General features: G+C 64.8%; 22 protein-coding genes, 1 tRNA gene and 2 pseudogenes. 18 read left to right on the top strand and 7 right to left on the bottom strand.

Features of this window, described 5'->3' with window-relative positions:
- Positions 1-163: 163 nt before the first annotated feature.
- The 4 genes from STSP_RS15230 to STSP_RS15215 are packed head-to-tail and all read right to left on the bottom strand — an operon-like array spanning position 164 to position 6,831.
- Positions 164-3,280 carry a type I restriction endonuclease subunit R gene (locus STSP_RS15230; RefSeq protein ID WP_067277492.1) on the bottom strand — a complete coding sequence of 1,039 codons (3,117 nt, stop codon included), beginning with the start codon at positions 3,278-3,280 and terminating at the stop codon, positions 164-166.
- A complete protein-coding gene (locus STSP_RS15225) occupies positions 3,277-4,458 on the bottom strand; it encodes a restriction endonuclease subunit S (protein WP_067277489.1) in 1,182 nt (393 codons plus the stop codon). The genes STSP_RS15230 and STSP_RS15225 overlap by 4 nt, the downstream gene beginning before the upstream one ends.
- Entirely contained in the window at positions 4,455-5,228 is a 774-nt protein-coding gene (locus tag STSP_RS39165; protein WP_157902838.1) for a hypothetical protein, read from the bottom strand. The genes STSP_RS15225 and STSP_RS39165 overlap by 4 nt, the downstream gene beginning before the upstream one ends.
- A gap of 22 nt (positions 5,229-5,250) precedes the next feature.
- Positions 5,251-6,831, bottom strand: coding sequence for a type I restriction-modification system subunit M (locus tag STSP_RS15215; protein ID WP_067277483.1), 1,581 nt, complete (start codon positions 6,829-6,831; stop codon positions 5,251-5,253).
- 156 nt (positions 6,832-6,987) lie between these two features.
- Between STSP_RS15215 and STSP_RS41200 the strand changes: the two are divergent.
- From STSP_RS41200 to STSP_RS15205, 3 genes and pseudogenes are all read left to right on the top strand, one after another.
- Positions 6,988-7,119: pseudogene (locus tag STSP_RS41200) on the top strand (IS5/IS1182 family transposase); the annotation flags it as partial.
- 605 nt (positions 7,120-7,724) lie between these two features.
- The gene (locus STSP_RS15210) at positions 7,725-8,624 is read left to right on the top strand and encodes a nuclease-related domain-containing protein (RefSeq protein WP_067277482.1); all 900 of its coding nucleotides are present in this window, start codon (positions 7,725-7,727) and stop codon (positions 8,622-8,624) included.
- Between the two features lie 95 nt (positions 8,625-8,719).
- Positions 8,720-9,514, top strand: a complete 795-nt coding sequence (locus STSP_RS15205; RefSeq protein ID WP_078067189.1) for an NUDIX domain-containing protein — start codon at positions 8,720-8,722, stop codon at positions 9,512-9,514.
- Here STSP_RS15205 and STSP_RS15200 read toward each other — a convergent pair.
- Positions 9,498-10,541, bottom strand: coding sequence for a tetratricopeptide repeat protein (locus STSP_RS15200; RefSeq protein ID WP_067277467.1), 1,044 nt, complete (start codon positions 10,539-10,541; stop codon positions 9,498-9,500). The two genes, STSP_RS15205 and STSP_RS15200, sit on opposite strands and share 17 nt — an antisense overlap.
- A 427-nt stretch (positions 10,542-10,968) precedes the next feature.
- Here STSP_RS15200 and STSP_RS15195 point away from each other — a divergent pair, with 427 nt between their 5' ends.
- The 13 genes from STSP_RS15195 to STSP_RS15145 all read left to right on the top strand — a co-directional run bounded on the left by STSP_RS15195 (position 10,969) and on the right by STSP_RS15145 (position 18,048).
- Positions 10,969-11,325 (top strand): SCO3933 family regulatory protein, encoded by a 357-nt coding sequence (locus STSP_RS15195; protein WP_067277465.1) that lies wholly within the window; start codon positions 10,969-10,971, stop codon positions 11,323-11,325.
- A gap of 2 nt (positions 11,326-11,327) precedes the next feature.
- Positions 11,328-12,683 (top strand): FtsK/SpoIIIE domain-containing protein, encoded by a 1,356-nt coding sequence (locus tag STSP_RS15190; RefSeq protein WP_067277463.1) that lies wholly within the window; start codon positions 11,328-11,330, stop codon positions 12,681-12,683.
- 78 nt (positions 12,684-12,761) lie between these two features.
- Positions 12,762-12,965 (top strand): hypothetical protein, encoded by a 204-nt coding sequence (locus STSP_RS15185; RefSeq protein WP_232789651.1) that lies wholly within the window; start codon positions 12,762-12,764, stop codon positions 12,963-12,965.
- A 2-nt stretch (positions 12,966-12,967) separates the two neighbouring features.
- Positions 12,968-13,141, top strand: a complete 174-nt coding sequence (locus tag STSP_RS39630) for a hypothetical protein (RefSeq protein WP_198547348.1) — start codon at positions 12,968-12,970, stop codon at positions 13,139-13,141.
- A 76-nt stretch (positions 13,142-13,217) separates the two neighbouring features.
- Complete coding sequence (locus tag STSP_RS15180) at positions 13,218-13,874, top strand: DUF2637 domain-containing protein (protein WP_067277458.1); 657 nt, start codon at positions 13,218-13,220, stop codon at positions 13,872-13,874.
- Positions 13,875-13,895: 21 nt separating this feature from the next.
- Positions 13,896-14,087, top strand: a complete 192-nt coding sequence (locus STSP_RS15175) for a mobile element transfer protein (RefSeq protein WP_067277455.1) — start codon at positions 13,896-13,898, stop codon at positions 14,085-14,087.
- 12 nt (positions 14,088-14,099) lie between these two features.
- Complete coding sequence (locus STSP_RS38420) at positions 14,100-14,255, top strand: hypothetical protein (protein WP_107441302.1); 156 nt, start codon at positions 14,100-14,102, stop codon at positions 14,253-14,255.
- A 23-nt stretch (positions 14,256-14,278) separates the two neighbouring features.
- Positions 14,279-14,596: a SpdD-like protein gene (locus STSP_RS15170; protein WP_067277453.1), complete on the top strand. Its 318-nt coding sequence runs from the start codon at positions 14,279-14,281 to the stop codon at positions 14,594-14,596.
- 91 nt (positions 14,597-14,687) lie between these two features.
- On the top strand, positions 14,688-14,876 hold the full coding sequence (locus STSP_RS15165; protein ID WP_067277451.1) for a hypothetical protein: 189 nt from the start codon (positions 14,688-14,690) through the stop codon (positions 14,874-14,876).
- Positions 14,873-15,118: a hypothetical protein gene (locus tag STSP_RS15160; protein ID WP_067277448.1), complete on the top strand. Its 246-nt coding sequence runs from the start codon at positions 14,873-14,875 to the stop codon at positions 15,116-15,118. Before STSP_RS15165 ends, STSP_RS15160 begins: the two co-directional genes overlap by 4 nt.
- The gene (gene repSA, locus STSP_RS15155; protein WP_067277446.1) at positions 15,115-16,491 is read left to right on the top strand and encodes a replication initiator protein RepSA; all 1,377 of its coding nucleotides are present in this window, start codon (positions 15,115-15,117) and stop codon (positions 16,489-16,491) included. Before STSP_RS15160 ends, repSA begins: the two co-directional genes overlap by 4 nt.
- A gap of 16 nt (positions 16,492-16,507) precedes the next feature.
- The gene (locus STSP_RS15150) at positions 16,508-16,678 is read left to right on the top strand and encodes a helix-turn-helix transcriptional regulator (protein ID WP_067277791.1); all 171 of its coding nucleotides are present in this window, start codon (positions 16,508-16,510) and stop codon (positions 16,676-16,678) included.
- Complete coding sequence (locus tag STSP_RS15145; RefSeq protein ID WP_067277444.1) at positions 16,675-18,048, top strand: tyrosine-type recombinase/integrase; 1,374 nt, start codon at positions 16,675-16,677, stop codon at positions 18,046-18,048. Before STSP_RS15150 ends, STSP_RS15145 begins: the two co-directional genes overlap by 4 nt.
- Positions 18,049-18,242: 194 nt before the next feature.
- Here STSP_RS15145 and STSP_RS37090 read toward each other — a convergent pair whose 3' ends face one another.
- Positions 18,243-18,752, bottom strand: a complete 510-nt coding sequence (locus tag STSP_RS37090) for a hypothetical protein (protein ID WP_232789650.1) — start codon at positions 18,750-18,752, stop codon at positions 18,243-18,245.
- A gap of 306 nt (positions 18,753-19,058) precedes the next feature.
- Positions 19,059-19,130 (bottom strand) — tRNA-Arg (locus tag STSP_RS15135).
- Between the two features lie 275 nt (positions 19,131-19,405).
- Here STSP_RS15135 and STSP_RS37085 point away from each other — a divergent pair.
- A complete protein-coding gene (locus STSP_RS37085) occupies positions 19,406-19,915 on the top strand; it encodes a response regulator (protein WP_232789649.1) in 510 nt (169 codons plus the stop codon).
- Between the two features lie 254 nt (positions 19,916-20,169).
- Positions 20,170-20,836 (top strand): annotated as a pseudogene (locus STSP_RS15125) (ArgS-related anticodon-binding protein NrtL); the annotation flags it as partial.

Raw genomic sequence — 20,836 nt, 5'->3', positions numbered from 1 at the left:
GCGGTCATGTGTTGGGTCTACCGTTCGGTCGGCTGGCGACGGTTCTCTTCACAGCGTCTGAAGAGGTAGAAACCAACGGTTTGCTTGGATCGCGACGTTCTGGCCAGAGGACATGAACTTGTCGCGGCTTTGCTGCTCCTGCTCAACAAAGAGAAAAGAGCCGTTACTGGTAGTCGTTTCCACCAGCGCCCAGCCCAAAGAACCGCTCGAAGAACTGTGTCAATGTTTCGATCACACGCTTTTTCTTGTCGCTGTGGCCGCCATCGCGACTGAAACGAGAGACGGGGGGCAGGATCTTCGTAATCTCCGTACCAGTCGTACGGATCTGCCCGTCACGGAACGCGGCCGTGATGAAGGCCCGGGTCTGATCGGCCTTGAGTTTTTGCTCCTCGATGATCGCCGCGAGTTCAGCATCTCGCTTCGCCTCCACGTACGCCTGCCACTGTTCATCGACAGCGCCGTGCACAGACAGCGAGTTCACGAAGTCTTCAACAAGGTCGCGCTTGCTCCGCAGGCTCGGGCTAGCGTCGACCGCACGCGAGATCTGGGCACGAATCTCCTTGTCCTCACCGTCCCCACGCTCGGCCCGCATCTTCTCAACGAGCATCAAGATATAGTCGACGTTGATCTCGACCTGCTTGACCAGTTCGATCTCGAAGACGACATCCTCGTTTATGCGTTCCTTCTCCGCGGCGGTCTCCGCACGGAACTCGGCGTACAAGTTGAGGTAGACACTGCGGTAGTCCTGGTGCTGGCGATCTGTCAACAGGTCCTGGCCGGCGAAGTCGTCAAACTCGGTCAGGATGTTGTGCAGCCGCAGTACGGCACCGAAAAGGTTGATGAAGTCCTTCTGGGCCTGCTCCCCGATGATAGGGGTGCCAAGCGGGAAGGACTGTAGCAGCTCGGTGACCTTCTCCACGTACTCGCTGTAGTACTCGCTGTAGGACGGCACGATGACGATGCCCTTGGCGTCCTTGTTCCCGAACAGCTCAAGCGCCGCGTTCGTCTCCTCTTCAAGGTCACGGAAGACGACGATATTCCCGTGGCGTTTGACGGAGTTGAGGATCCGATTGGTGCGCGAGTATGCCTGGATCAAACCATGCATCTTCAGATGCTTGTCGACGAACAGCGTGTTGAGCGTGGTCGCGTCGAAGCCGGTGAGGAACATGTTCACCACGATGACCAAGTCGATCTCGCGGTTCTTCATTCGCTGTGACAGGTCCCTGTAATAGTTCTGGAACTTGTCGGCGCTGGTGTCGTAGCTGGTGCCGAACATCGCGTTGTAGTCCCGGATCGCATCTTCCAGGAACGTGCGCGCGTCTCCGCTCAGGGCGTCAGTGTCAAACGCCTCGTCGTCAAGAATCCCGTCATCGGTGGCCTCGTTCGCGCCGTAGGAGAAGATGATGCCCACCTTCAGTCGCTGATCCGGGGTGAGCGCCTCCTGCTGATGCTTGAACTGCGAGTAATAGCGCTGCGCTGCCTCGATTGAGGCGGTGGCGAGCAGGGCGTTGAAGCCGCGGACTCGCTTCTTCTCACGAAGCGCCTCTACCTGACGCCTCGTCCGGGTCGATTCCGCTACATTGGCGACAACCGCGTGCTCATAGCTCGTCTGCCGCTTCGTCTTCTGATCGAAGTGCTCCAGGATATACGTCGTGATGTCGCGGAGTCGGCGCACATCCAACAGAGCGCGCTCCCGGTCGATCGCCGAGACCTGCTTATCGTCTGGGTTGCCGACCTTGATCGTGTTGATGTAGTCGATTCGGAACGGCAGGACATTCCTGTCCGTGATCGCGTCTATGATCGTGTACGTGTGCAGCTTGTCGCCGAAAGCCTGCTCAGTGGTCTTCAGCAGCGGGTTCCCGCCGCTCGAGGAGTTGACCGGGAAGATCGGGGTACCGGTGAAACCGAACAGGTTGTACCGCTTGAAGGCTCGCGTGATGTCGGTGTGCATGTCGCCGAACTGCGACCGGTGACACTCGTCGAAGATGATCACGCAGTGGCCCGAGAACACCTCGTGTCCCCGGTTCGCCTTGATGAACGTCGACAGCTTCTGGATCGTCGTGATGATGACGCTTGCATTCGGATCCTCCAGCTGCTTCTTCAAGATTGCCGTGGACGCGTTCGAGTTGGCGGCGCCTTTCTCGAAGCGGTCGTACTCGCGCATCGTCTGGTAGTCGAGGTCCTTGCGGTCGACGACGAACAACACTTTCGCGACATCGGGTAGCTTCGATGCCAGCTGCGCAGCCTTGAACGACGTCAGCGTCTTGCCCGACCCGGTCGTGTGCCAGACGTACCCGCCCGCCTCGACGGTGCCAAGCGTCTTGCGGTTCGTCGAGCACTCGATCTTCCGCAAGATCCGCTCCGTCGCCACGATCTGGTACGGCCGCATCACTAGCAGGTCACGGTCGGCTGTCAGCACGCAGTACTTCGTCAGCACGTTCAACAGCGAGTGCTTGGCGAAGAACGTCTTGACGAACGCGGTCAGCTCCGCGATCGGCTTGTTCTGCGCGTCCGCCCACCACGACGTGAACTCGAACGAGTTGCTTGACTTCTTGCCCTTGCCCGCGCCGGCAGCCTTCTGGTTGTCCTTCAAGTGCTTCGAGCGGGTGCTGTTGGAGTAGTACTTCGTCAGCGTGCCGTTGCTGATCACGAACAACTGCACATACTCGAACAACCCAGAGCCTGCCCAGAAGCTATCGCGCTGGTACCGGTTGATCTGGTTGAACGCCTCACGGATGTCCACCCCACGACGCTTGAGCTCGACATGCACCATCGGTAGACCGTTGACTAGCACCGTCACGTCGTACCGGTTCGCGAAGCTCGCACCGCCCTCGCCCCGGTCAACCTCGTACTGGTTAATGACCTGCAGACGATTGTTGTGGACGTTCTTCTTGTCGATGAGAGTGATGTTCTTCGTCGAACCATCGTCACGCTTCAGAATCTGAACGTGGTCTTCCTGGACCCGCACCGTCTTCTCGACGATGCCCTCGTTCTGTCCGGCAATCCTGGTAGAGAAGAACGACTCCCACTCGGAATCCGAGAACGACACGTGGTTCAGCGCCTCAAGCTGGATCCGCAGGTTAGCGACAAGCTGCACCTCCGATGTGATCGGGAGGTACTCATATGCCTGCGACTCCAGCAGACGGATCATCTCCCGCTCAAGCGCCGCCTCCGATTGGTATGCCGCGGCTCCCGAGGCATCGGGGACGTATTCAGCAATGACGGTACTTTCAGCCGAGACGGCGATCGGGTCGTACTTGCGCGCCTGCGCTTCCCTCATGTCGCCTCCTTGAACGTCAAGAGGCGATCACGGTAGTGCTCGTACTGTTTGCGGCGGAGTGTGATCTCAGCAGGTAGCTCGGAATTAATGTCATTGACGAGAGCCTCAAAATTGTCGAGCGCCTCGACGATCCTCTCCTGCACGGCCAGATTCGGAACTGGAATCTTAATATCGGCGAGCCCAGTTGATGAGAGCCTCTTCACCTTGGCTCGCGACACATGGCGTTCCTTCTGGCGCTGAAAGTCCTTTGTCTGCACCGCATAAGCGACATACTTAGGGTTCAGTGGAGAGGTAAACACAAATGTGTCGTCGTGCGTCGCCACTGGTTCGTTCCCTAGCCACGCAACAGCTTTACCCACGTCTTCAACCGTCTCACCAACACCAGCGAATACCACGCTCCCGGGTTCCGCATATCGGAGTTGATCGCGAAGTTCCACGCGAACATGCCTAACGGCCTCGTCGGTTGAGGTACCATATTCGGTATAAATCTCACCGTAGTGGATACTTGGAATTCCATAGTCGACCACGTCGTTCTTGGTAAAACGACGTCCACGAGCAAAGGTGCCAACGTCACCTAGACGGAGATGCTCCGCCCCCACAGCCTCGCTCACCATCTTGTCTCTGTAGAAAGCATACTGGCGATGGCGCGCCTCCAGCTCTGCCACCAACTCAGCCTTCAGCTCTACCTCCAGCTGAATGAGCTGATCCAGTATTCTAACGGTCTCCCGCTGAGCTTCGAGAGGCGGGACGGGGATACGGAAATGTGAGTACTTCGCAATCCAGTGCCGGGCGTGATCTTGAGGCTCATACCCAATGCACTGCATCGCGAAGTAGACGTAGCGAAGGAGTGCAGGAACATTAGGTTTAATGGTCAGCATCTTCATCGCTGAAGACTTCGCTTTAAACGGGAAGTCAACCCATCGGAACGCCGTCGTGAAGTCGTCAAAGATCAGCACGGGATGCTCAGCCGAAGCCGAATAGATGCCGTCCACTTCGTTTGTGTAGCCAAGGATGAAAGTCTGGCCTGCCGTTAGTACCGGCGTCTTGTGGTCATTGTGATATTCGGTCGAGGAGACCAGGTACTTTCCTGGCTGCTCGTAGTCGAGCAACTCTCCGAGAGCCATCGTGGGGACCCCGTCCGGGCACAGCTCCTGAAGCATTTCGTCGATACGGCTCACGCGACACCTCCTCTTGTGATCTCACCAATGTTCTCGATGTTCCAGCCCAGCTCTTCGATCGCTCGCGCGTATTCGTTGTCACGACTCACTTCGTCAACAACACCTAGGACCAATTGGAGGCAGGGCTTGTATTTCTGGAGCGCCTCTTCTTCGCTTGACTCGCCATGAATGATTTCGCTGAGCTCGCGAAATAGCTGATAGCCGTCACTTGAGAAACGTCGCGGAATGATGTTGCGAACTGCATTCACCTTCTCCAGTACCACGGAGAAGGGGATGTTCCGTCCGTTGTGATTCTTTGTCTCAATCTTGGCGATATCGGCTACTTCGAACGTGACGAGCTCGAAGATCTTACGCAGATAGACGATCGATCCGGCACCGAGCTGGTTCTCATACGCGAGCTGCGCTCGCTTGACCAGATCCGAGAACGGTCCACGATGGCCGTCAACTCGGTCAGCGCGGTCGCGAAGGTTCTCTGTATAGCGCTCGATGCGCACTTCCGGTGCGACACCAGAAATATCACTATTGCTGCCGATGAGGAACCATATTTCCACGGATGACCGACACTCGACACATTGCAGTGTGGCATCGATACTGATTTGATTGTCGCCGAGACCTAAACACGATAGCTCATCTCCAGACACGAAGGTTCGCTGAGCTTCACAGGCGCGGCAATGGAAATTGCGGAGGACCTTCCCTACTTTGATTCTCTTGTGCTTTCCCCACTTCAGTGTGTGCCCGTCGAGAAAACCATCCACTTGCATGGTTGCCACAGCAGGAGCGTCGGAGAGGAGTTTAGACAAGCGCATTTCCACCTGCTTCCAGCTCGGAAACGATGGCGTCGATCGACGTGCGCAGCTCCGCCTGCCGCGCCACGATGCGGGCGATCTCGGCGTTCAGCTCGACGATGTCGACGTCCTCGCGCGTGTCCTCCGACTCCACGTAAGAGGACACAGCGATGTTGTAGTCGTTCGCCGAGATGTCCTCGTTGCTGACGAGCGCGGCAAAGTGCTTTTCCGGCTCGCGTGTGGTGAACGCCTTGAGGATCCTAGCCTGGTGCGCTTCGAACAGCTTGTTCTTGTTGCCGACACGTTTGAACTCGGCCGAGGCGTCGATAAAGAGCACGTCGTTGGTTTTTTTCGACTTCTTCAGCACGAGGATGCATGTGGCGATCGTGGTGCCGAAGAACAGGTCGGCAGGCAATTGGATGACCGCGTCGACGTAGTTGTTGTCGATCAGGTACTTGCGGATCTTCTTTTCTGCACCCCCGCGGTATAGCACCCCCGGGAATTCGACGATTGCGGCCGTGCCGTCGACGGCGAGCCAGCTGAGCATGTGCATCGTGAAGGCCAGGTCGGCCTTCGACTTCGGCGCCAACACGCCCGCCGGCGCAAACCGCTCATCGTTGATCAGCAGCGGGTTCGCGTCACCTTCCCACTTGATCGAGTACGGTGGGTTGGAGACGATCGCCTCGAATGGTTCATCGTCCCAATGCGCCGGGTCGATAAGAGTGTCGCCGTGCGCGAGGTTGAAGTTTGAGTAGTTCACGTCGTGTAGGAACATGTTGATCCGGGCTAGGTTGTACGTAGTCAGGTTGATCTCCTGACCGTAGAAACCTTGGCGGACATTGTTCTTGCCGAGCACCTTGTCGAACTTCAGCAGCAGCGAGCCCGACCCGACCGCGGGGTCGTAGACCTTGTTAACCTGCTTCTTGCCGACGACTGTGATGCGCGCCAGCAGTTCAGAGACCTCCTGCGGCGTGTAATACTCGCCACCGGACTTGCCCGCGTTGGCCGCGTACATCTGCATCAGGTATTCGTAGGCATCGCCGAACAGGTCGATCGAGTTGTCCTCGAACCGCCCCAGCGGCAGATCGCCGATGGCGTCGAGCAGCTTCACGAGCTTTTGGTTGCGCTTGGCGACCGTCCCTCCGAGCTTGTTGCTATTAACGTCAAGATCGTCAAACAGTCCCTTCAGATCGTCCTCGCTGTCGGTTCCCAGCGCCGAGCCCTCAATGTTCTTGAAGACCCGAGCGAGCGTCTCGTTGAGGTTCTCGTCCCGCGCGGCACGCTCGCGGACGTTGGCGAACAACTCCGACGGTAGGATGTAGAAGCCCTTCTCTGCCACCACCTCGTCACGAGCGAACTCGGCCTGCGAGTCGGGAAGCACCCTGTAGTCGAACGACTCATCTCCAGCCTCATGTTCGCCGCGGTTGATGTATGCCGTCAGGTTCTCGGAGATGAAGCGGTAGAAGAGCATGCCAAGCACGTAGCTCTTGAAGTCCCAGCCGTCGACGCTGCCGCGCAGGTCGTTCGCGATACGCCAGATCGTCTTGTGCAGCTCTGCCCGCTGGCCTTCTTTGGTGGTCGGTGCCATGTTGCAGCTATTCTCCTCCGCGCCACGGCGCGATCACGTTGCCTCGAAGTGCGCACCTAGGGTACCGGCGACACAGTCACGGCGGCTGTAGTCCGATCATGATGGGGTGACCTGCAGTTCTGGGTGACAGGATCGGTTACGCGGCCTGGAGGTCCGGTGTGGTCGGAGCCGTCCTGGATAGCCCCGTTCACCGGGCTGAGCCCACGGCAGTTCGCCAAGCTCGTCACCGCGCTGCGGCGCGAGGGGGCCGATCCGGTCCGCCGGGGTCGGCCGTGGAGCCTGCGGCTTGTTGCTGTGGGCATGCGAGCCTTCCCGGGCCTATCGGCACATCTCTGTGTTCTTCACTCCCTGAGCGGCGCCGTGATGACGTTTGGCTCAACCCTCCACTTTCCCCAGCTCCCATCCCGTCCGCCGTCGACCCACACATCGTGGAGCGGGCGTGGTTCATGGCGTCCAGGTGGAGCGCGCCACTGCACGAACGACCTGGACGCCATGGGCCGCGTCTGCTCGGCTTTGCCTGGGTCGACGGTGGTCGGGATGGGAGCTCCCCACGCACACCCCTACGGACCCGCAGCCGGGAATGGCGCCCCCTCCATCCCGGTGCCGGCCGATCCCCCGCCGGAGGCATTGCCCTGACCATGGGCCGCGCTCTGCGGTGATCGCCTCATAGCCACTGGCTCTACCCACATGTCTGGCGCGCGTCGGCGCAGCGCGGGCGGAGCGGGCCGAAGGCAGGAGCGTCGCCCGCAGCGGAGCCGGGAAGCGCGCCCGGCGGAGCGGAGCGCAGCCGGGGCTTGATGAAGTAGGGAAACTCTGTCCGCAAGGCGCTCTTGTGGGGCCGTAGGTCGACTGCTGCCATGTCAGTGGGGACGACACTCATCTTGGGGGCGGGCATGAGCGAGCTGTCAGTGAGCCCATGGAAGCGGCATGGTCAGGATCGGCTCTACGTGAATCTGCCGGACGGCACTGCTGTCGCGTGGGTCGACTGCCGCACGGGAAAGGTCACGGTCGAAAAGGAGCAGTATCGGCGCGCTGCGCTGGATGCGCTCCGGCCCCACCTGGCACGCAAGGCGGTGCCCCTCCTCTCCACGAAGCCACCGTCACCCGGACACCCGCAGGGCAGTGCGTCCAACTTCCGATCCACTGCAGAGCAGCGGCCGACACTGCCGGCGTTGACCTCGGCGGATGATCTCGAGCTGAATCGCCCCGGTGCCGCGCTGCTGGCACTGATCGCGGCAAAGGGACCGACACCCATGCAACGCGGCTGGGCTCGTCTGCTGCGTCGCTCGTCAGACTGGGATGCGTGGTTCGCAGGACTCACCGGGGAGCGTCGCGTCGGGCGCGAACTCAAGCGGCTCTCATCGTTCGGCTGGCGCGTGTTGCACGGGATCCCGCTGCCGAACGCCGTGGACATCGACCACCTGCTGATCGGCCCCGGTGGGGTTTTCTCGATCAATACGAAGCATCACAACGGTAAGCCGGTGTGGGTCGGTGACGACATGGTCAAGGTCAACCACGGCCCGCCGCAGCCTTACCCGGCTAGCAGTAGGGCGGAAGCCCGGCGGGTGCAGCGCGTGCTGGAGCGGTTCTGCGGATTCGCGGTGACCGTGGTGCCCACGCTGGTATTCGTCGGTGTCACGGACCTGGTCAAGGCCACGTCGCAACTCGCCGTGCGGGCGTATCGGGAGCGAGAAGTGTCGGCACTTGGCCCACTGACTGGCGTACTCACCCCTGATCAGGTTGAGGTCGTGTACGCCGTTGCCAGGCATCGGCGGGCGTGGCTCGGGGCGTGAGAGGTCACCCGGGACTGATCGTCTCTGTCGGCCGTCGGACTCGGCGGCTAGGCTTGTGGCGGCCGACACAAAACCGCGGGGAGTGTGCTCAAGGGATGGGACCGAAGTCGGAGCGGGTGTACCGCACGATTCGCGAATGGATCTCGACGGGTACGTATCCGCCGGGGGCCAAGATCCCTTCTGAACGAACGCTGTCCGAGGAACTCGACATCGGTCGTACGCAGCTACGTCAGGTCCTGGCGAAGCTCGTGGCTGAGGGCACCATCGAGGTGCATGGGCGTAGCTCTTACCGGGTGCCGGATCGTGCTGTGACCGTCCAAGCGCCGGCTGACTTGGAGCCGTGGCAGGTTCACGGTGAGCGCACTCTCTATGACAACCGCTGGGTGAAGCTCGAACTCGTCGACGTTGAGCCGCCTGGCGTCGAGCGGTTCGAGCATCACGTAGTACGGCTCCACCATGTCGCGATTGCCGCCGTCCTAGACGACCAAGACCGAGTGCTGATGCTCTGGCGGTACCGCTTCGTCCCTCAGTCCTTTGGCTGGGAGCTACCCGGCGGCATCGTGGATGCCGGCGAGGATCCTGCCGTGACTGCCCTCCGCGAGGTGGAGGAAGAGACTGGCTGGCGGCCGGATGCACTGGAGCATGTGGTCACCTATCAACCCATGGTGGGCATGGTCGACTCACCGCACGAGATCTACGTAGGCCGTGGTGCGAAGCACGTCGGAGAGCCGACTGACCTTGAAGAGTCCGGCCACGTCGCCTGGGTACCGCTTGCTGACATCCCCGAACTCATGGCCAGGGGTGAGCTGATGGGCTCCGGGACGCTCGTCGCACTCCTACACGTGCTGGCCTCACGGGCTGCCAGGAAGTCGCCTACAAGCGCTGCGTGAGCTGCTCGATTCGACGACGATGGCGCACGGATCCGGTGCGGTTCGCCAGCAAGCGCGCTTGCCGAAGGTGATCGTGGGCCTTGTCGTATTCGCCGCGGGCCAAGTGAGCCTGAGCAAGATCACAGCGCAGTCCTGCGGAAGCTCGGATGAACGTAGGGTCCACTGAGTCCAGTGCGTCGTACAGGCTTTCCACCGCTTCATCGTCACCGATCAGCGCGAGGGCGTTCCCGCGCCAGCGGCTGAGGTGCCCTTCGTTCAGGAAGATGCTCAGCATGTCCGGGTCGCGGGCCTCCTCGCCCGGAGGCAGGCAACGCATGGCGTTGTCCAGTGCCCGACGGCAGTCGTCGGGCATTCCGGCCTTGGCGCAGATCTCGGCCTCGGCCGCGTACAACCACGCCTTGAGTCTGGGCGACATCACGTTGCCGCCGGCGCGCTGAGCATCCCGGATCAACTCGACGGCGATGGCTGGGCGACCTGCGTCGCAGAGTACGTACGCCTGCTCCGCTGTGGCGTGCGCGAGATACATCGGCTCGTCGGCTTCCTTGGCGGCATGCTTGCCTAGCTCGTAGTGGCGCCAGGCTCGTTCGACGGCCCCGACATCGAGCGCTTGCCAGGCTGCACACGTCGCGGCCCCGGCTAGAGCGCGGGCCACGGGGCGACGGGTCTCGGGGAGTACGGCGAAGGTGAGCGCGTCCTCCAGGGTCGACAGGTGACCGGTCATCTGATCGACGAGACTCGCCGCCCCCATCTGCCGATCCATGGTCCGTAGCAGTTCGGTCTGGTCCATGAATGTCTTCACCATGGTGAGGCTGACGCTCCGAGCCGCATCGATGCGGCTCATTAGCTCGTCGTACCCGTCCACTTCGATGGACGCTGCTGGGGTGTTGTGCCTGCCGTATAGCTCGTCATCGGTGATGCCGAGCAGCGGCCGAAGGATCTTGGCGTACCGCTCAGAGAGCTGGCGTTTGCCATTCTCCCACTCTGAGACGTAGACGTGCAGGCTGGCTGTGGACGCGACCGTGAGCATGTGTTGTCGCGCATAGCGCTCGATTTCGCGGACTAACCGCTCTTGCGACCACTCGCGTGCGTTCCTCGCCGCCCGGAGTCCGTTCGTCACGTGCACCGCCCTGCATGTGAATCCTCAGCCGTAACAGCAGCATGCCGCACATCGACGCAGGTCGTCAGGGGTTAACCCAATCTCTGTTAACCCCTGTTGGCTACCGGGTCGTTGGGCTGAACGGTTTTCTAGAAGCGTCGCAGGAAGGCGAGTTGGTCAGGCCGGACGGCGACAACGCTTGACATCTGGTGCGCACCAGATGCAGTCTACTGGTGCGCACCAGTTGGGAACGCGAGTGGCCGTAGGCGTCTGCCACGGGCCAACGTCAATGCACAGGAGCGGCGACCCACCGCCAAGCAAGTACGCCGCTCCCGCCCCTCTGAAAGGGAGTTCCATCATGCGTCAGATTCCCGTCGACACCTCCGCCGCCTCCGTGATGGTGGCCAAGTCCCCGCAGCCCAAGGTCAAGGACCGTCGTTCCGGTGAGATCGCCACCGACGCCGAGACCGGCGCCACGCTGATGACCGTGGACGTGATGTTCGCGGCCAACGACGAGGTCGAGATCCTGTCCGTGACCGTCCCCGAGCCGGGTATTTCTGGTGAGCTGACGATGGGCACCCCGGTCGCCCTCACCGGCCTCATCGCCCGCCCGTGGGAGAACGAGTTCAACGGGCAGAAGCGGCACGGCATCGCCTTCCGCGCGGTCGCCGTCACTTCGCTCGTGGCCAGTGCCTCGCAGTCCAAGGCGGCCTGACCATGACCTGGTCCACGGTCGCCCTGCTGCTGGTCGTCGTCACCGCGGTTCTCCTGCGGTGGCGGCGCCCCGCCTGGTACTGGATGACCTTCGGGGTCACCTTCGCCGCGCTGCGGGTCGCTTTCCGGTACGCGTCGGTCATGGACGCCTGTGGGCTGACGGTCCCGCCCTCGCGGTGGCGCCTCTCGCTCGCCCGGATGACCAATCGCCCGGCGCCCGAGTCTCAGGCCCCCCGCATCCTGCGCATGCGGCCCACCCGGACCGGTCTTGTCTTACGGCTCAAGCTCCGCCCCGGACAGGACGCGTTCGACGTCGCTGCAGCCACGGACCGGCTACGCCACTCGTTCGCGATGTACGGCGTCACCTCCCGCGAACTGCGCTCGGGCGTCGTTGAGTTGCGGATGACTGGTTACGACGTGCTCGAGCGGGTGCAGATGCCGACCAAGGTCGACAGTGCCCCGATGCGGGTCCCGGTCGCCCTGCGTGAGGACGGTGCCGTGCACTACCGCGATTACCGCGCCGTCCCGCACGGCCTGACGCTGGGTGCCACGGAGTCAGGCAAGTCCGTCTATCAGCGCAACTTGGTCGCCGGGCTCGCCGGGCAGGATGTCGCGCTGGTCGGGATCGACTGCAAGCAAGGTGTTGAGCTGTTCCCGTTGGCTCGCCGGTTCTCCGCACTCGCCGACAACCCAGATACCGCGCTCGAACTGCTCGAAGCGCTCGTGGCACATATGGAGGACGTCTACCAGCTCATACGGGCCGAACAGCGCATCACCGTGAACGTCCCTGACGCGGAGATCGCCGCCGACATCTGGGACCTGCCCGACGACATACGCCCGACCCCAGTCGTGGTCCTGGTCGACGAAGTCGCCGAACTCGCCCTGTTCGCGACCAAGGATGAGGAGAAGCGCAGGGACCGGATCATCACTGCCCTCGTCCGACTCGCCCAGCTCGGACGCGCCGCAGGGATCTACCTGGAGATCTGCGGGCAGCGCTTCGGCTCCGAACTCGGCAAGGGCATCACGATGCTCCGCGCCCAGCTGACCGGCCGTACTGCCCACCGCGTCAACGACGAAACCAGTGCCAACATGGCCTTCGGCGACATCTCCCCGGACGCCGTCCTCGCCGCCATCCAGATCTCCACTGACACCCCCGGCGTCGCTGTTGCCGGCGACTCCACCGGCGGATGGGCTCGCATCCGCGCTCCGCACACTTCGCTGCGCCAGGCCGTGAACATCTGCAATCGGAACGCAGATCGCACCCCGGACCTGCCCGAACTCGCAGCCTTCCGGCCCGCCGTTGCCCCGCTGGCCTCCGCCGCCTTGTCGCTCTCCAAGGCCGCGCCCGCCACGGCCTGACCTTCCCGCACCTCGGTCGGCGTGACCGCATCGCGCCAGGTCCTTACCCCACCCATGCCCGAAACAGGCGGTGACCCCTTGGACGCCCACGAAGACTTCGAACGCACAGTGCACCTGCTCAGCGCCCTGGCCCTGTACGCGCACCTGCCCCGAACGGATGAAGAGTTCGTAGCTGTGATGGCGCCGGCCCTGGCCTCGTCCTTGCCCTGCGGATTCCTCCCCCCGGTGCCGCCCGGCTACGACCCCACCGACGGCCCCGACTACCCCGGCCCGGGGTGGTGACCATGGCCGCTCGCAAGAGCACGGCCCGCAAGCGGCCTGCCAAGAAGTGCCCGGTCTGCAAGGGCACCGGAGAGGTCGCCGTCTTGGTCCGCGTCGGCCGTAAGCACCGCGTCGTCGGCCAGCAAAACGGCCTGTGCCTGACCTGCTTCGGCACCGGCGACGCCCCCACTGACTGAAAACCGCCGGGACCGGGCGGCCGGCGTTCACGTCCCGCCCCGTCCCGGCCTCCACCCCGCAAAGGAGGTGAAGACCATGAACCGCTCGATCCGCCCGGACGCCGTCCTCGTACAGGCCGTGATTGCCGGTGCCCTGTCCTTCGCCCACCTGCACGACCTCGCCGCCGCGGCCGGGCAATCCGGCTGGAAGGCCTGGGCCTACCCTATTAGCGTCGACCTGCTCTTGGTGGCCGCCTGGCGTCGGCTCCGCAGCGATGGCCCGTCCCGGCTGGCCTGGTGCTGGTTCCTGATCGCCCTGTTCGCCTCGCTCGGCGCCAACGTCGCCACCGCCGGATTCCTCGACCTCGCCCACCCTCCGGCCTGGCTGCGCTTCGGCGTCGCCGGATGGCCCGCCCTCGCCTTCCTCGGCGGCACCCTCCTTGCCCACACAGCCAGGGACGGGGTGCCGGTTCCGCCGGAGCCCGCAGCTCCTGTTCCCGCACCTGAACACGTCGAGCAGAACCCCGCCTCGGAGCCGGCCGCGCCGGTGGCCTCTGGCGACCAAGCCCCGGCCCTTCCAGCCGCCGACCCGACTCCATTGCCTCCCGTCCCAGCCGCGCTGGTCGCCCATGCCCGCAAGGTCGCCGACGACCACCACGCCCGCACCGGCTCTCGGATCGACGTCGACACCCTGCGCGCTCGACTCGGTGTCCCGCCTCACCTCGCGGACGCCATCGCTGCCCAACTCACCTGACCTGAGAGGAGAACCCCCCTCATGCCTGCCCGTGACTTCTTCCACTCCGTGATGCGGATCGGCCCGGTGCAGATCGGCACCCACCGTGACCGCAACGGCCGCACCAAGCATGCCGCCGTGTGCACCGCTGACCGCTGCGGCTGGTCCGCCGACTTCTCCAGCTCCTCCGCCGCCCAGCTTGCCGCCCGTACCCACCGCTGCAAGGCCCTCTAGGAGGCCACCGCCATGGACGTCCCGCTCTGGCTCGCCTTGCTCGTCGTCGGCTACCTCGGCATCAAGCTCATCCGCCCGCCCTGGTGGCTCGTCGCCGTGCTCCTGCTCGGCGGCTACCTCCTCGCCGACAGCCTGCTCGCGCCTGTCATCGACACCGCCGTCAAGTAACCGACTGTGAAGGGAGAACCGCCATGCTCCGCCCGAAGATCCCGACCAACCCCACGCCGACTGGCCTCGTCACCCCGCCCGCCCTGGTCGAACCGACTGCGGCTGTCGAGCAGACCCCGACCGCGGCGCCCGCTCCGGTCGTGCCCGCGCCGTCCCGGCCCACGATCCAGCTGACCCCCGGCGCCCTGGTCGCCGTCATCGGCGGCGGCACCGCCGTGGTCCTGGTCGTCGGCGCCGTCCTGGTCTCGATGCTCCTGGCGGTAGCCGTCACCGCGGCATCGGTCGCCGTGTGCGCGCTCGTCGTCCGCTCGCTGCTCGCCTCCGAGGCGAAGCGCCGCTGACCGGCCCCCGGAGCGGCCTCTACCGCCAAGTGTCGTCCGCTCCGGGAGCCGTGCCCCTGTCCGAACCACAGATCCGGAAGGAAGCACCATCATGACCGACCGCACCCGACCCACGCCCCGCATCTGCCCGGCCTGCGACGGCTTCGCCTCGGCCGCCATCTCCCTCGGCGGCCGCGACTCCCGCGGCCACCTGCGCACCATCACGGTCCATTGCCGCGACTGCCACGGCACCGGCACCCTCCCTGCCCGCACGGCCACCCTCACCGGGGGCCGGGCATGAACGACCTCACGATCACCGCGCACCTTGAACCCGACACCCGCACCCGCGTCGCTTGCTTCCCGGACATGGGCGCCGACAGCGGGGGCCGCTTCGTGACCCTGCGCATCGGCGGCGGCTCGGTAGAGATCGCGCTCATCGCCATCCCGGGCACCGCTGAAGTCCTGCGCGCCCTCGCCACTGCCGCCAGTGAGGCCGCCGGCGAGCTGGACAGCATGACAGCTCTGCCAGAGGTGATTGCATGACCGACTCCGCGACCTTCGCTGGCCTGGACCCGATCAGCCTGGGGGACCTCCTCCGGGTGGCCGGGTCTCCGGGCTTCGACCGCTGGCAAGACCAGATCCGCCGCACCGGCGGCTGCGCCAACCCCATCCACCTCATGGGCTGGACGCTCCATAAGGACAAGGTGACCGGTGAGACCCTGCACCACTACACCACCGCGTCCGAGCCTGGGGGGCGCCTCCGTGTTGCCTGCGGCAACCGACGTGCCTCGCGCTGCCCCGCCTGCGCCTGGACATACGCCGGAGACACCTACCACCTGATCCGCGCGGGCCTAGCCGGAGATCCGGACAAGGACATCCCGAACACCGTCCGCGACCACCCGCGGGTCTTCGCCACCCTCACCGCACCCTCGTTCGGCCCCGTCCACAACCGGCCCGACAACGGCACGTGCCGCTGTGGTGCCCGTCACGCCACAGATGACTCGGCCCTCGGCACCGCCCTCGACCCTGCCTCCTACGACTACGCGGGCGCTGTCCTGTTCAACAACCATGCGAGCGACCTGTGGCACCGCTTCGTCAATCGGCTTCGCCGCGAGATCTGCGCCCGCGCCGGGCTGACACAACGCGAACTCGCCGAGACATGCCGAATCTCCTACGGAAAGGTCGCCGAGTTCCAGAAGCGGGGCGCCATCCACTTCCACGCCGTGATCCGCCTCGACGGTCCGGAGGGACCCGAGTCCCCACCACCGTCGTGGGCCTCGGTCGCGCTCCTTACCGACGCCATCCGCGCTGCCGCTGCGCACTCGTACAGCAGCGTGAGCGTCCCGGCATCCGGCGATCAACCGGCCCGTACCTTCCGCTGGGGCCGGCAGCTCGACGTCCGGCCGGTGAAGGCTTTCGGGGACGGCTCCGACATCACCGAACAGGCCGTGGCCTCGTACGTCGCCAAGTACGCGACCAAGGCCGCTGAGAACACCGGCACATTAGACCGGCGCATCGGCGAACTCGCCGAACTCGACCGCCACGGCGTCCCCGACCACGCCCGGCGCCTCATCGAAGCCTGCAAAACCCTTGATCCGCTCTACCCGGACCGCCGTCTGTGGGCCTGGGCGCACATGCTCGGCTTCCGTGGCCACTTCTCGTCCAAGTCCCGCCGCTACTCGACCACGCTCGGCGCCCTTCGGCAGGCCCGCGCAGACTTTCGCGCCGAGCAGGAGCGCGAAGCCCTCGGCCTCGTCGACCGCGAGCCGGACACCGTGCTCGTACTCGCCGACTGGCAGTACGCCGGACACGGCCATACGCCCGGCGAATCTGCCCTCGCGGCGTCCATCGCTCGCGACATTCAGACCAACCGAGAGACCGCCCGCGAAGAACTCGCCGCCCTGGGAGGAGACTGACGTGAATGACGAGCTGATGACCGTGCCGCAGATCCTCGCCGAGCTCGGCGGCGTTTCCCGGCGTACGTTCTATCGATGGCGCGAGCTGGGGCAGGGACCTGCCGCGTTCAAGCTCCCGAATGGTGAACTGCGGGTGTGGCGGAGCGACTTCCGGACGTGGCTGCGGCAGTTGGAGGCGGCTGCGTGAAGTCGCTCGACGTGAAGGTCTGGGGTGTCCGTAAGAGGGACACCAAGACGCCCTCTTATGGCGTCCGCTGGTATGTGGCCGGGAACGTCTTCTCCGAGACCTTCCGGACCAAGGCGCTCGCCGAGCACTACCGCGCCAAGCTCATGCGGGCCATGCGCGAGGGCGAAGAGTTCGACACGGAGTCGGGACTCCCGGGTTCGATGGAGCAGCAGAAAGCCACGCTTTCGTGGTACGACTTCGCACTGAAGTACCTCGCTATGAAATGGCCGCACGCTGCCCCCAATACGCGGGATGCGATCAACGAATCACTGACCAGCGTTACGGTGGCGCTCCTCGACGAGCGTCCGGGACGGCCGTCTGATGACGTGATCCGTAAAGCCCTGCGGAACTGGGCTTTCGTCCTCCCCGGCCCCGACCATCGGGAAGTGCCGGACGAGGCCCGGAATACGCTGCATTGGGTCGCCAAGGCTTCCCGTCCGCTCGCCGACCTGGCGGAGCCGGCCACGGCCCGCGCCGTGCTCGACTCGTTGAAACTCAAGCTCGACGGCACGGCGGCGGCTGCGGAAACCGTGCGGCGTAAGCGACGCACACTCGTCAATGCTGCGAACTATGCGGTTGACCTTGGGGAGTTCCGCGAGAATCCCATTTCGGCTGTCCGGTGGCAGAAACCCAAGGTCTCCAATCAGGTGGACCCGCGCGTCGTGGCGAACCCTGAGCAGGCCCGGAACCTACTGGCTGCCGTCTCTTACGTCGGAGGCTACCGGCGGGCTCGTGGCCGGCGCCTGGTCGGCCTGTTCGCCGCGATGTACTTCGGTGGCCTCCGGCCCGCTGAAGCGGTCGGCCTGGCGGAGACTGACCTTGTCCTCCCCAAGACGGGGTGGGGCTCGGCTCTGCTCCACAGGACCCGGCCCTCGGCTGGCAAGCAGTGGACCGACTCGGGGGAGACCCACGATGACCGGGGGCTCAAGAACCGGCCGAGCGAGGACGTCCGGCGCGTGCCCATTCCGCCCCAGCTCGTCGCCGCGTTCCGGGAACACCTCGACACCTTCGGCACGGCCGACGACGGCCGGCTCTTCTTCACCGAGAAAGGCGCCGTGGTCCCGTCCTCGACCTACTACCGCGTGTGGCAGGAGGCCCGGGTCCTCGCGCTGCCGCCGGCCGCGGCTGCCTCGCCGCTCGCAAGTCGGCCGTACGACCTTCGGCACTCGGCGCTCTCGACCTGGCTCAACGCGGGTGTCGATCCGACCGAGGTAGCCGAACGTGCCGGCAACAGCGTCGAGGTCCTACTGACCCGCTACGCGAAGTGTCTCGACGGGCGCCAAGAGGTCGCCAACCGCCGCATCGAGGACCTGCTACGCGAGTACGAGTGACACCACTGCCCACATCCGAGGCCCCTGGCATGGCGTCCAGGGGCCTCGTCGTTTGTGCTGCCCGTCAAATAGATCCGGCGGCCTGGGATCGTTCTGCGGCGAGTAGGCGCTCCAGGTTGATCCGCGCGCTGTCGAGTTCGGCGAGCATCTGCATACGGGTTTGCTCGAAATGGGGCTCGACCTCGACGCCGAGGTCATGTCGCAGAGCGCAGCAGGTACACGCCATCGGACAGCGGGCCGCTGAACCATGCCTTTGCCCGCGAGTACGCGTCGCTGAAGTCGGAACTGCTCGGCAACTGCTTGACGACTGAGTACCCGACTCCGAGTGACCTGTTGAGCGCCGAGGCTATTTGCAGGATGTCCTTCGCGAGTGCCATCTGCCCCTGGGAGTACTGGTCGGCCCAGGCCTCCTTGGCGGCGTCGAGGGGTGCCGGGTCGACGCTTTCACCGCGTTCGGCTGCTTGGACGGCGTCTCGGGCGGCGACCCGGTAAGCGCGAGCTGCGGTGTTCAGACGGGCATAGAGATCACGCTTGGCCTGCAGCGCTTGCTCATCGCGTTCCTGCTCTCGTTGACGGTCGGCACGCTGGTTTTGCTCCGCCGCTTGGGCCCGGCTGGCGCGCTGGCTGAGAACTGCTCCACCCAGGGTCCCGCCCAGTGTTCCTCCGACGCTAATGAGTGCGACGGCAAGCGTGGTCACATCCACGAGATCCCCCAACTCGTCTGTTTCTCTGTCCGCCGCAGGCAGCGACTGAAGACGGCGCCACAGCCCTCAGTCATTTTCATGCTCCCCACCCACGGCATAGGGTCCAAGAGCGGGACGATGAGATTGAGCAGCAGCTCTGCTCGACTCTAAGGAGTCCACCTGCGGGAATGCTCCAAGATCCCGTCCACAGCTCGTCCACGGACGCCGACATACGGCCGCTCCGAGCGGCATACGCCTGCACATACACGAAGACCCCGGCCTCAGCGTTTCCGCTGGTGACGGGGTCTTTGGGCACCTCATACAGGGTGCCCCCGGCAGGATTCGAACCTGCGCACACGGCTCCGGAGGCCGTTGCTCTATCCCCTGAGCTACGGGGGCGTGTCGGTCGCTGTGTGGCAGCGACGGGTAGAACCCTACCAGTTCTCGGGGGGTCCTCATGAACAGGTATTTCCTTCGAGTGTGGAGCGGGCGCGGGGGGCGCACGCGTGGCGCGGTGGATTCGCGGTTCGTCCTGGTGCGTCATGGATTCGTCACACACAGTGTTGACGGCCACACGTACGGCCCTTTCCCCGCAAGGGGCGGAAGTCGGGAAAACCCGGACGCGGTGGTGTGGGCGGACCTACCCTCGATGTGTGCCAGGCGCGTCGGGTCGGGTGCTTGTTGTCGATGACAACAAGGTCATCCGGCAGTTGATCAGGGTCAACCTCGAGCTGGAGGGCTTCGAGGTCGTGACCGCGGCCGACGGTGCCGAGTGTCTCGACGTCGTCCAGCAGGTCCGCCCCGACGTCGTCACGCTGGATGTCGTCATGCCTCGCCTCGATGGACTGCGCACCGCCGCGCGGCTGCGTGCCGAGCCTCATACGCGCGATCTGCCCCTTGTGATCGTCAGTGCCTGTACGCAATACGAGGTGGAGAACGGGCTCGATATCGGCGTGGACGCCTTCCTCGCCAAGCCCTTCGAGCCCGCCGAACTCGTACAGACCGTCCGGCAGTTGATGGAGCGGGAGCGGGAGCGGGAGCGGGAGTGGCGTGGTGGCCGCGGCTCCGAAGCCGAGTCCGGCACGGATGTGGATACGGAGGCGGAGGCGGAGGTGGACGCGGAGGTCGAGGCCGGATCCAGTGTCGGCGCTGAAGCCCAGCGTGCAGGGCACAGCGGCGCCTAGCCTTCTGGCACACCGGGGCCCGGCCTCCCTCGCCCTTCTGGGCACACCGGTGCCCGGCCTCCCTCGCCCTTCTGGGCGCAGCAGTGCCCGGCTGACTGGGCACACCGGCGCCCCGCCTTCTAGGCGCACCGGCGCTCGACTCGGATCCCGGATCCCGAATCCCTCCCGGATCGGCTCTCCGGCCACGGTCCACCATCCGGAACCTCCGAAACCAACTCGCCTACCCACCCCCCTCCTCCCATACGCTTGTCCCCGTGACCCCCGTCGAGCTGTCCCGTACCGTGCTGCGCGCAGTGCGTCGTGCTGTGGATGACGGGGAGCTGAGCGTGGCCGTGCCCGCACGGGTCGTGATCGAACGGCCCAGGCCGGGCGGGCGCGGGGACTACGCCAGTAACGTCGCCCTGCAGCTCGCCGGTGCCGCCGGCGCGGCGCCGCGCCAGGTCGCCGAGATCCTGCGGGAGCGGATTCTGCGGGACCGGCTGCACGGCGCGCCCGGGATCGCCGGTGTCGAGATCACCGGGCCCGGGTTCCTCAACTTCACCCTCGACGGAGCCGACGCCGCGCTCGTACGTGACGTCCTCACCCAAGGGCTCCGGTACGGGCACAGCGCCGCCCTCGGCGGGGAGCGCATCGACGTACGCATTCCCGCGCACGAGCTGCGAGCCGAAGTTGTCGCCGACGCCGTCTCCCGCATCGTCGCCGCCCTCGGTGGTCACGTCGGCGTCGTCCACGTCCCGCCCGGCCGCCGAACGGCAGACCCACCCGGCCCAGTCGATGGCCACGCCGATGCCGATACCTATGCCGGTACCGGTGCCGGTACCGCTGCCATGAGTCTCCATCCCGTCACCTACGCCGGTGCCGGTGCCGGTGCCGATGTCGTACGTCTCCATCCCGTCCCCGCGCCGCCGCCGTCGACGCCGC

Source organism: Streptomyces jeddahensis (assembly GCF_001642995.1).
Lineage (GTDB): Bacteria > Actinomycetota > Actinomycetes > Streptomycetales > Streptomycetaceae > Streptomyces > Streptomyces jeddahensis.
The sequence above is the reverse complement of the archived record's forward strand: the minus strand, read 5'-3'. Positions and strand labels throughout refer to the sequence as shown.

What these genes read in the sequence shown, in the direction of transcription:
- STSP_RS15190 (WP_067277463.1), top strand. Translation starts at nt 11,328, where the DNA reads ATGACCTGGTCCACGGTCGCCCTGCTGCTGGTCGTCGTCACCGCGGTT.
- STSP_RS15195 (WP_067277465.1), top strand. Translation starts at nt 10,969, where the DNA reads ATGCGTCAGATTCCCGTCGACACCTCCGCCGCCTCCGTGATGGTGGCC.
- STSP_RS39630 (WP_198547348.1), top strand. Translation starts at nt 12,968, where the DNA reads ATGGCCGCTCGCAAGAGCACGGCCCGCAAGCGGCCTGCCAAGAAGTGC.
- STSP_RS15215 (WP_067277483.1), bottom strand. Translation starts at nt 6,831, where the DNA reads ATGGCACCGACCACCAAAGAAGGCCAGCGGGCAGAGCTGCACAAGACG.
- STSP_RS15180 (WP_067277458.1), top strand. Translation starts at nt 13,218, where the DNA reads ATGAACCGCTCGATCCGCCCGGACGCCGTCCTCGTACAGGCCGTGATT.
- STSP_RS15230 (WP_067277492.1), bottom strand. Translation starts at nt 3,280, where the DNA reads ATGAGGGAAGCGCAGGCGCGCAAGTACGACCCGATCGCCGTCTCGGCT.
- STSP_RS15205 (WP_078067189.1), top strand. Translation starts at nt 8,720, where the DNA reads ATGGGACCGAAGTCGGAGCGGGTGTACCGCACGATTCGCGAATGGATC.
- STSP_RS15210 (WP_067277482.1), top strand. Translation starts at nt 7,725, where the DNA reads ATGAGCGAGCTGTCAGTGAGCCCATGGAAGCGGCATGGTCAGGATCGG.
- STSP_RS15200 (WP_067277467.1), bottom strand. Translation starts at nt 10,541, where the DNA reads ATGCTCACGGTCGCGTCCACAGCCAGCCTGCACGTCTACGTCTCAGAG.
- STSP_RS38420 (WP_107441302.1), top strand. Translation starts at nt 14,100, where the DNA reads ATGGACGTCCCGCTCTGGCTCGCCTTGCTCGTCGTCGGCTACCTCGGC.
- STSP_RS15175 (WP_067277455.1), top strand. Translation starts at nt 13,896, where the DNA reads ATGCCTGCCCGTGACTTCTTCCACTCCGTGATGCGGATCGGCCCGGTG.
- STSP_RS15160 (WP_067277448.1), top strand. Translation starts at nt 14,873, where the DNA reads ATGAACGACCTCACGATCACCGCGCACCTTGAACCCGACACCCGCACC.
- STSP_RS15165 (WP_067277451.1), top strand. Translation starts at nt 14,688, where the DNA reads ATGACCGACCGCACCCGACCCACGCCCCGCATCTGCCCGGCCTGCGAC.
- repSA (WP_067277446.1), top strand. Translation starts at nt 15,115, where the DNA reads ATGACCGACTCCGCGACCTTCGCTGGCCTGGACCCGATCAGCCTGGGG.
- STSP_RS15170 (WP_067277453.1), top strand. Translation starts at nt 14,279, where the DNA reads ATGCTCCGCCCGAAGATCCCGACCAACCCCACGCCGACTGGCCTCGTC.
- STSP_RS15150 (WP_067277791.1), top strand. Translation starts at nt 16,508, where the DNA reads ATGACCGTGCCGCAGATCCTCGCCGAGCTCGGCGGCGTTTCCCGGCGT.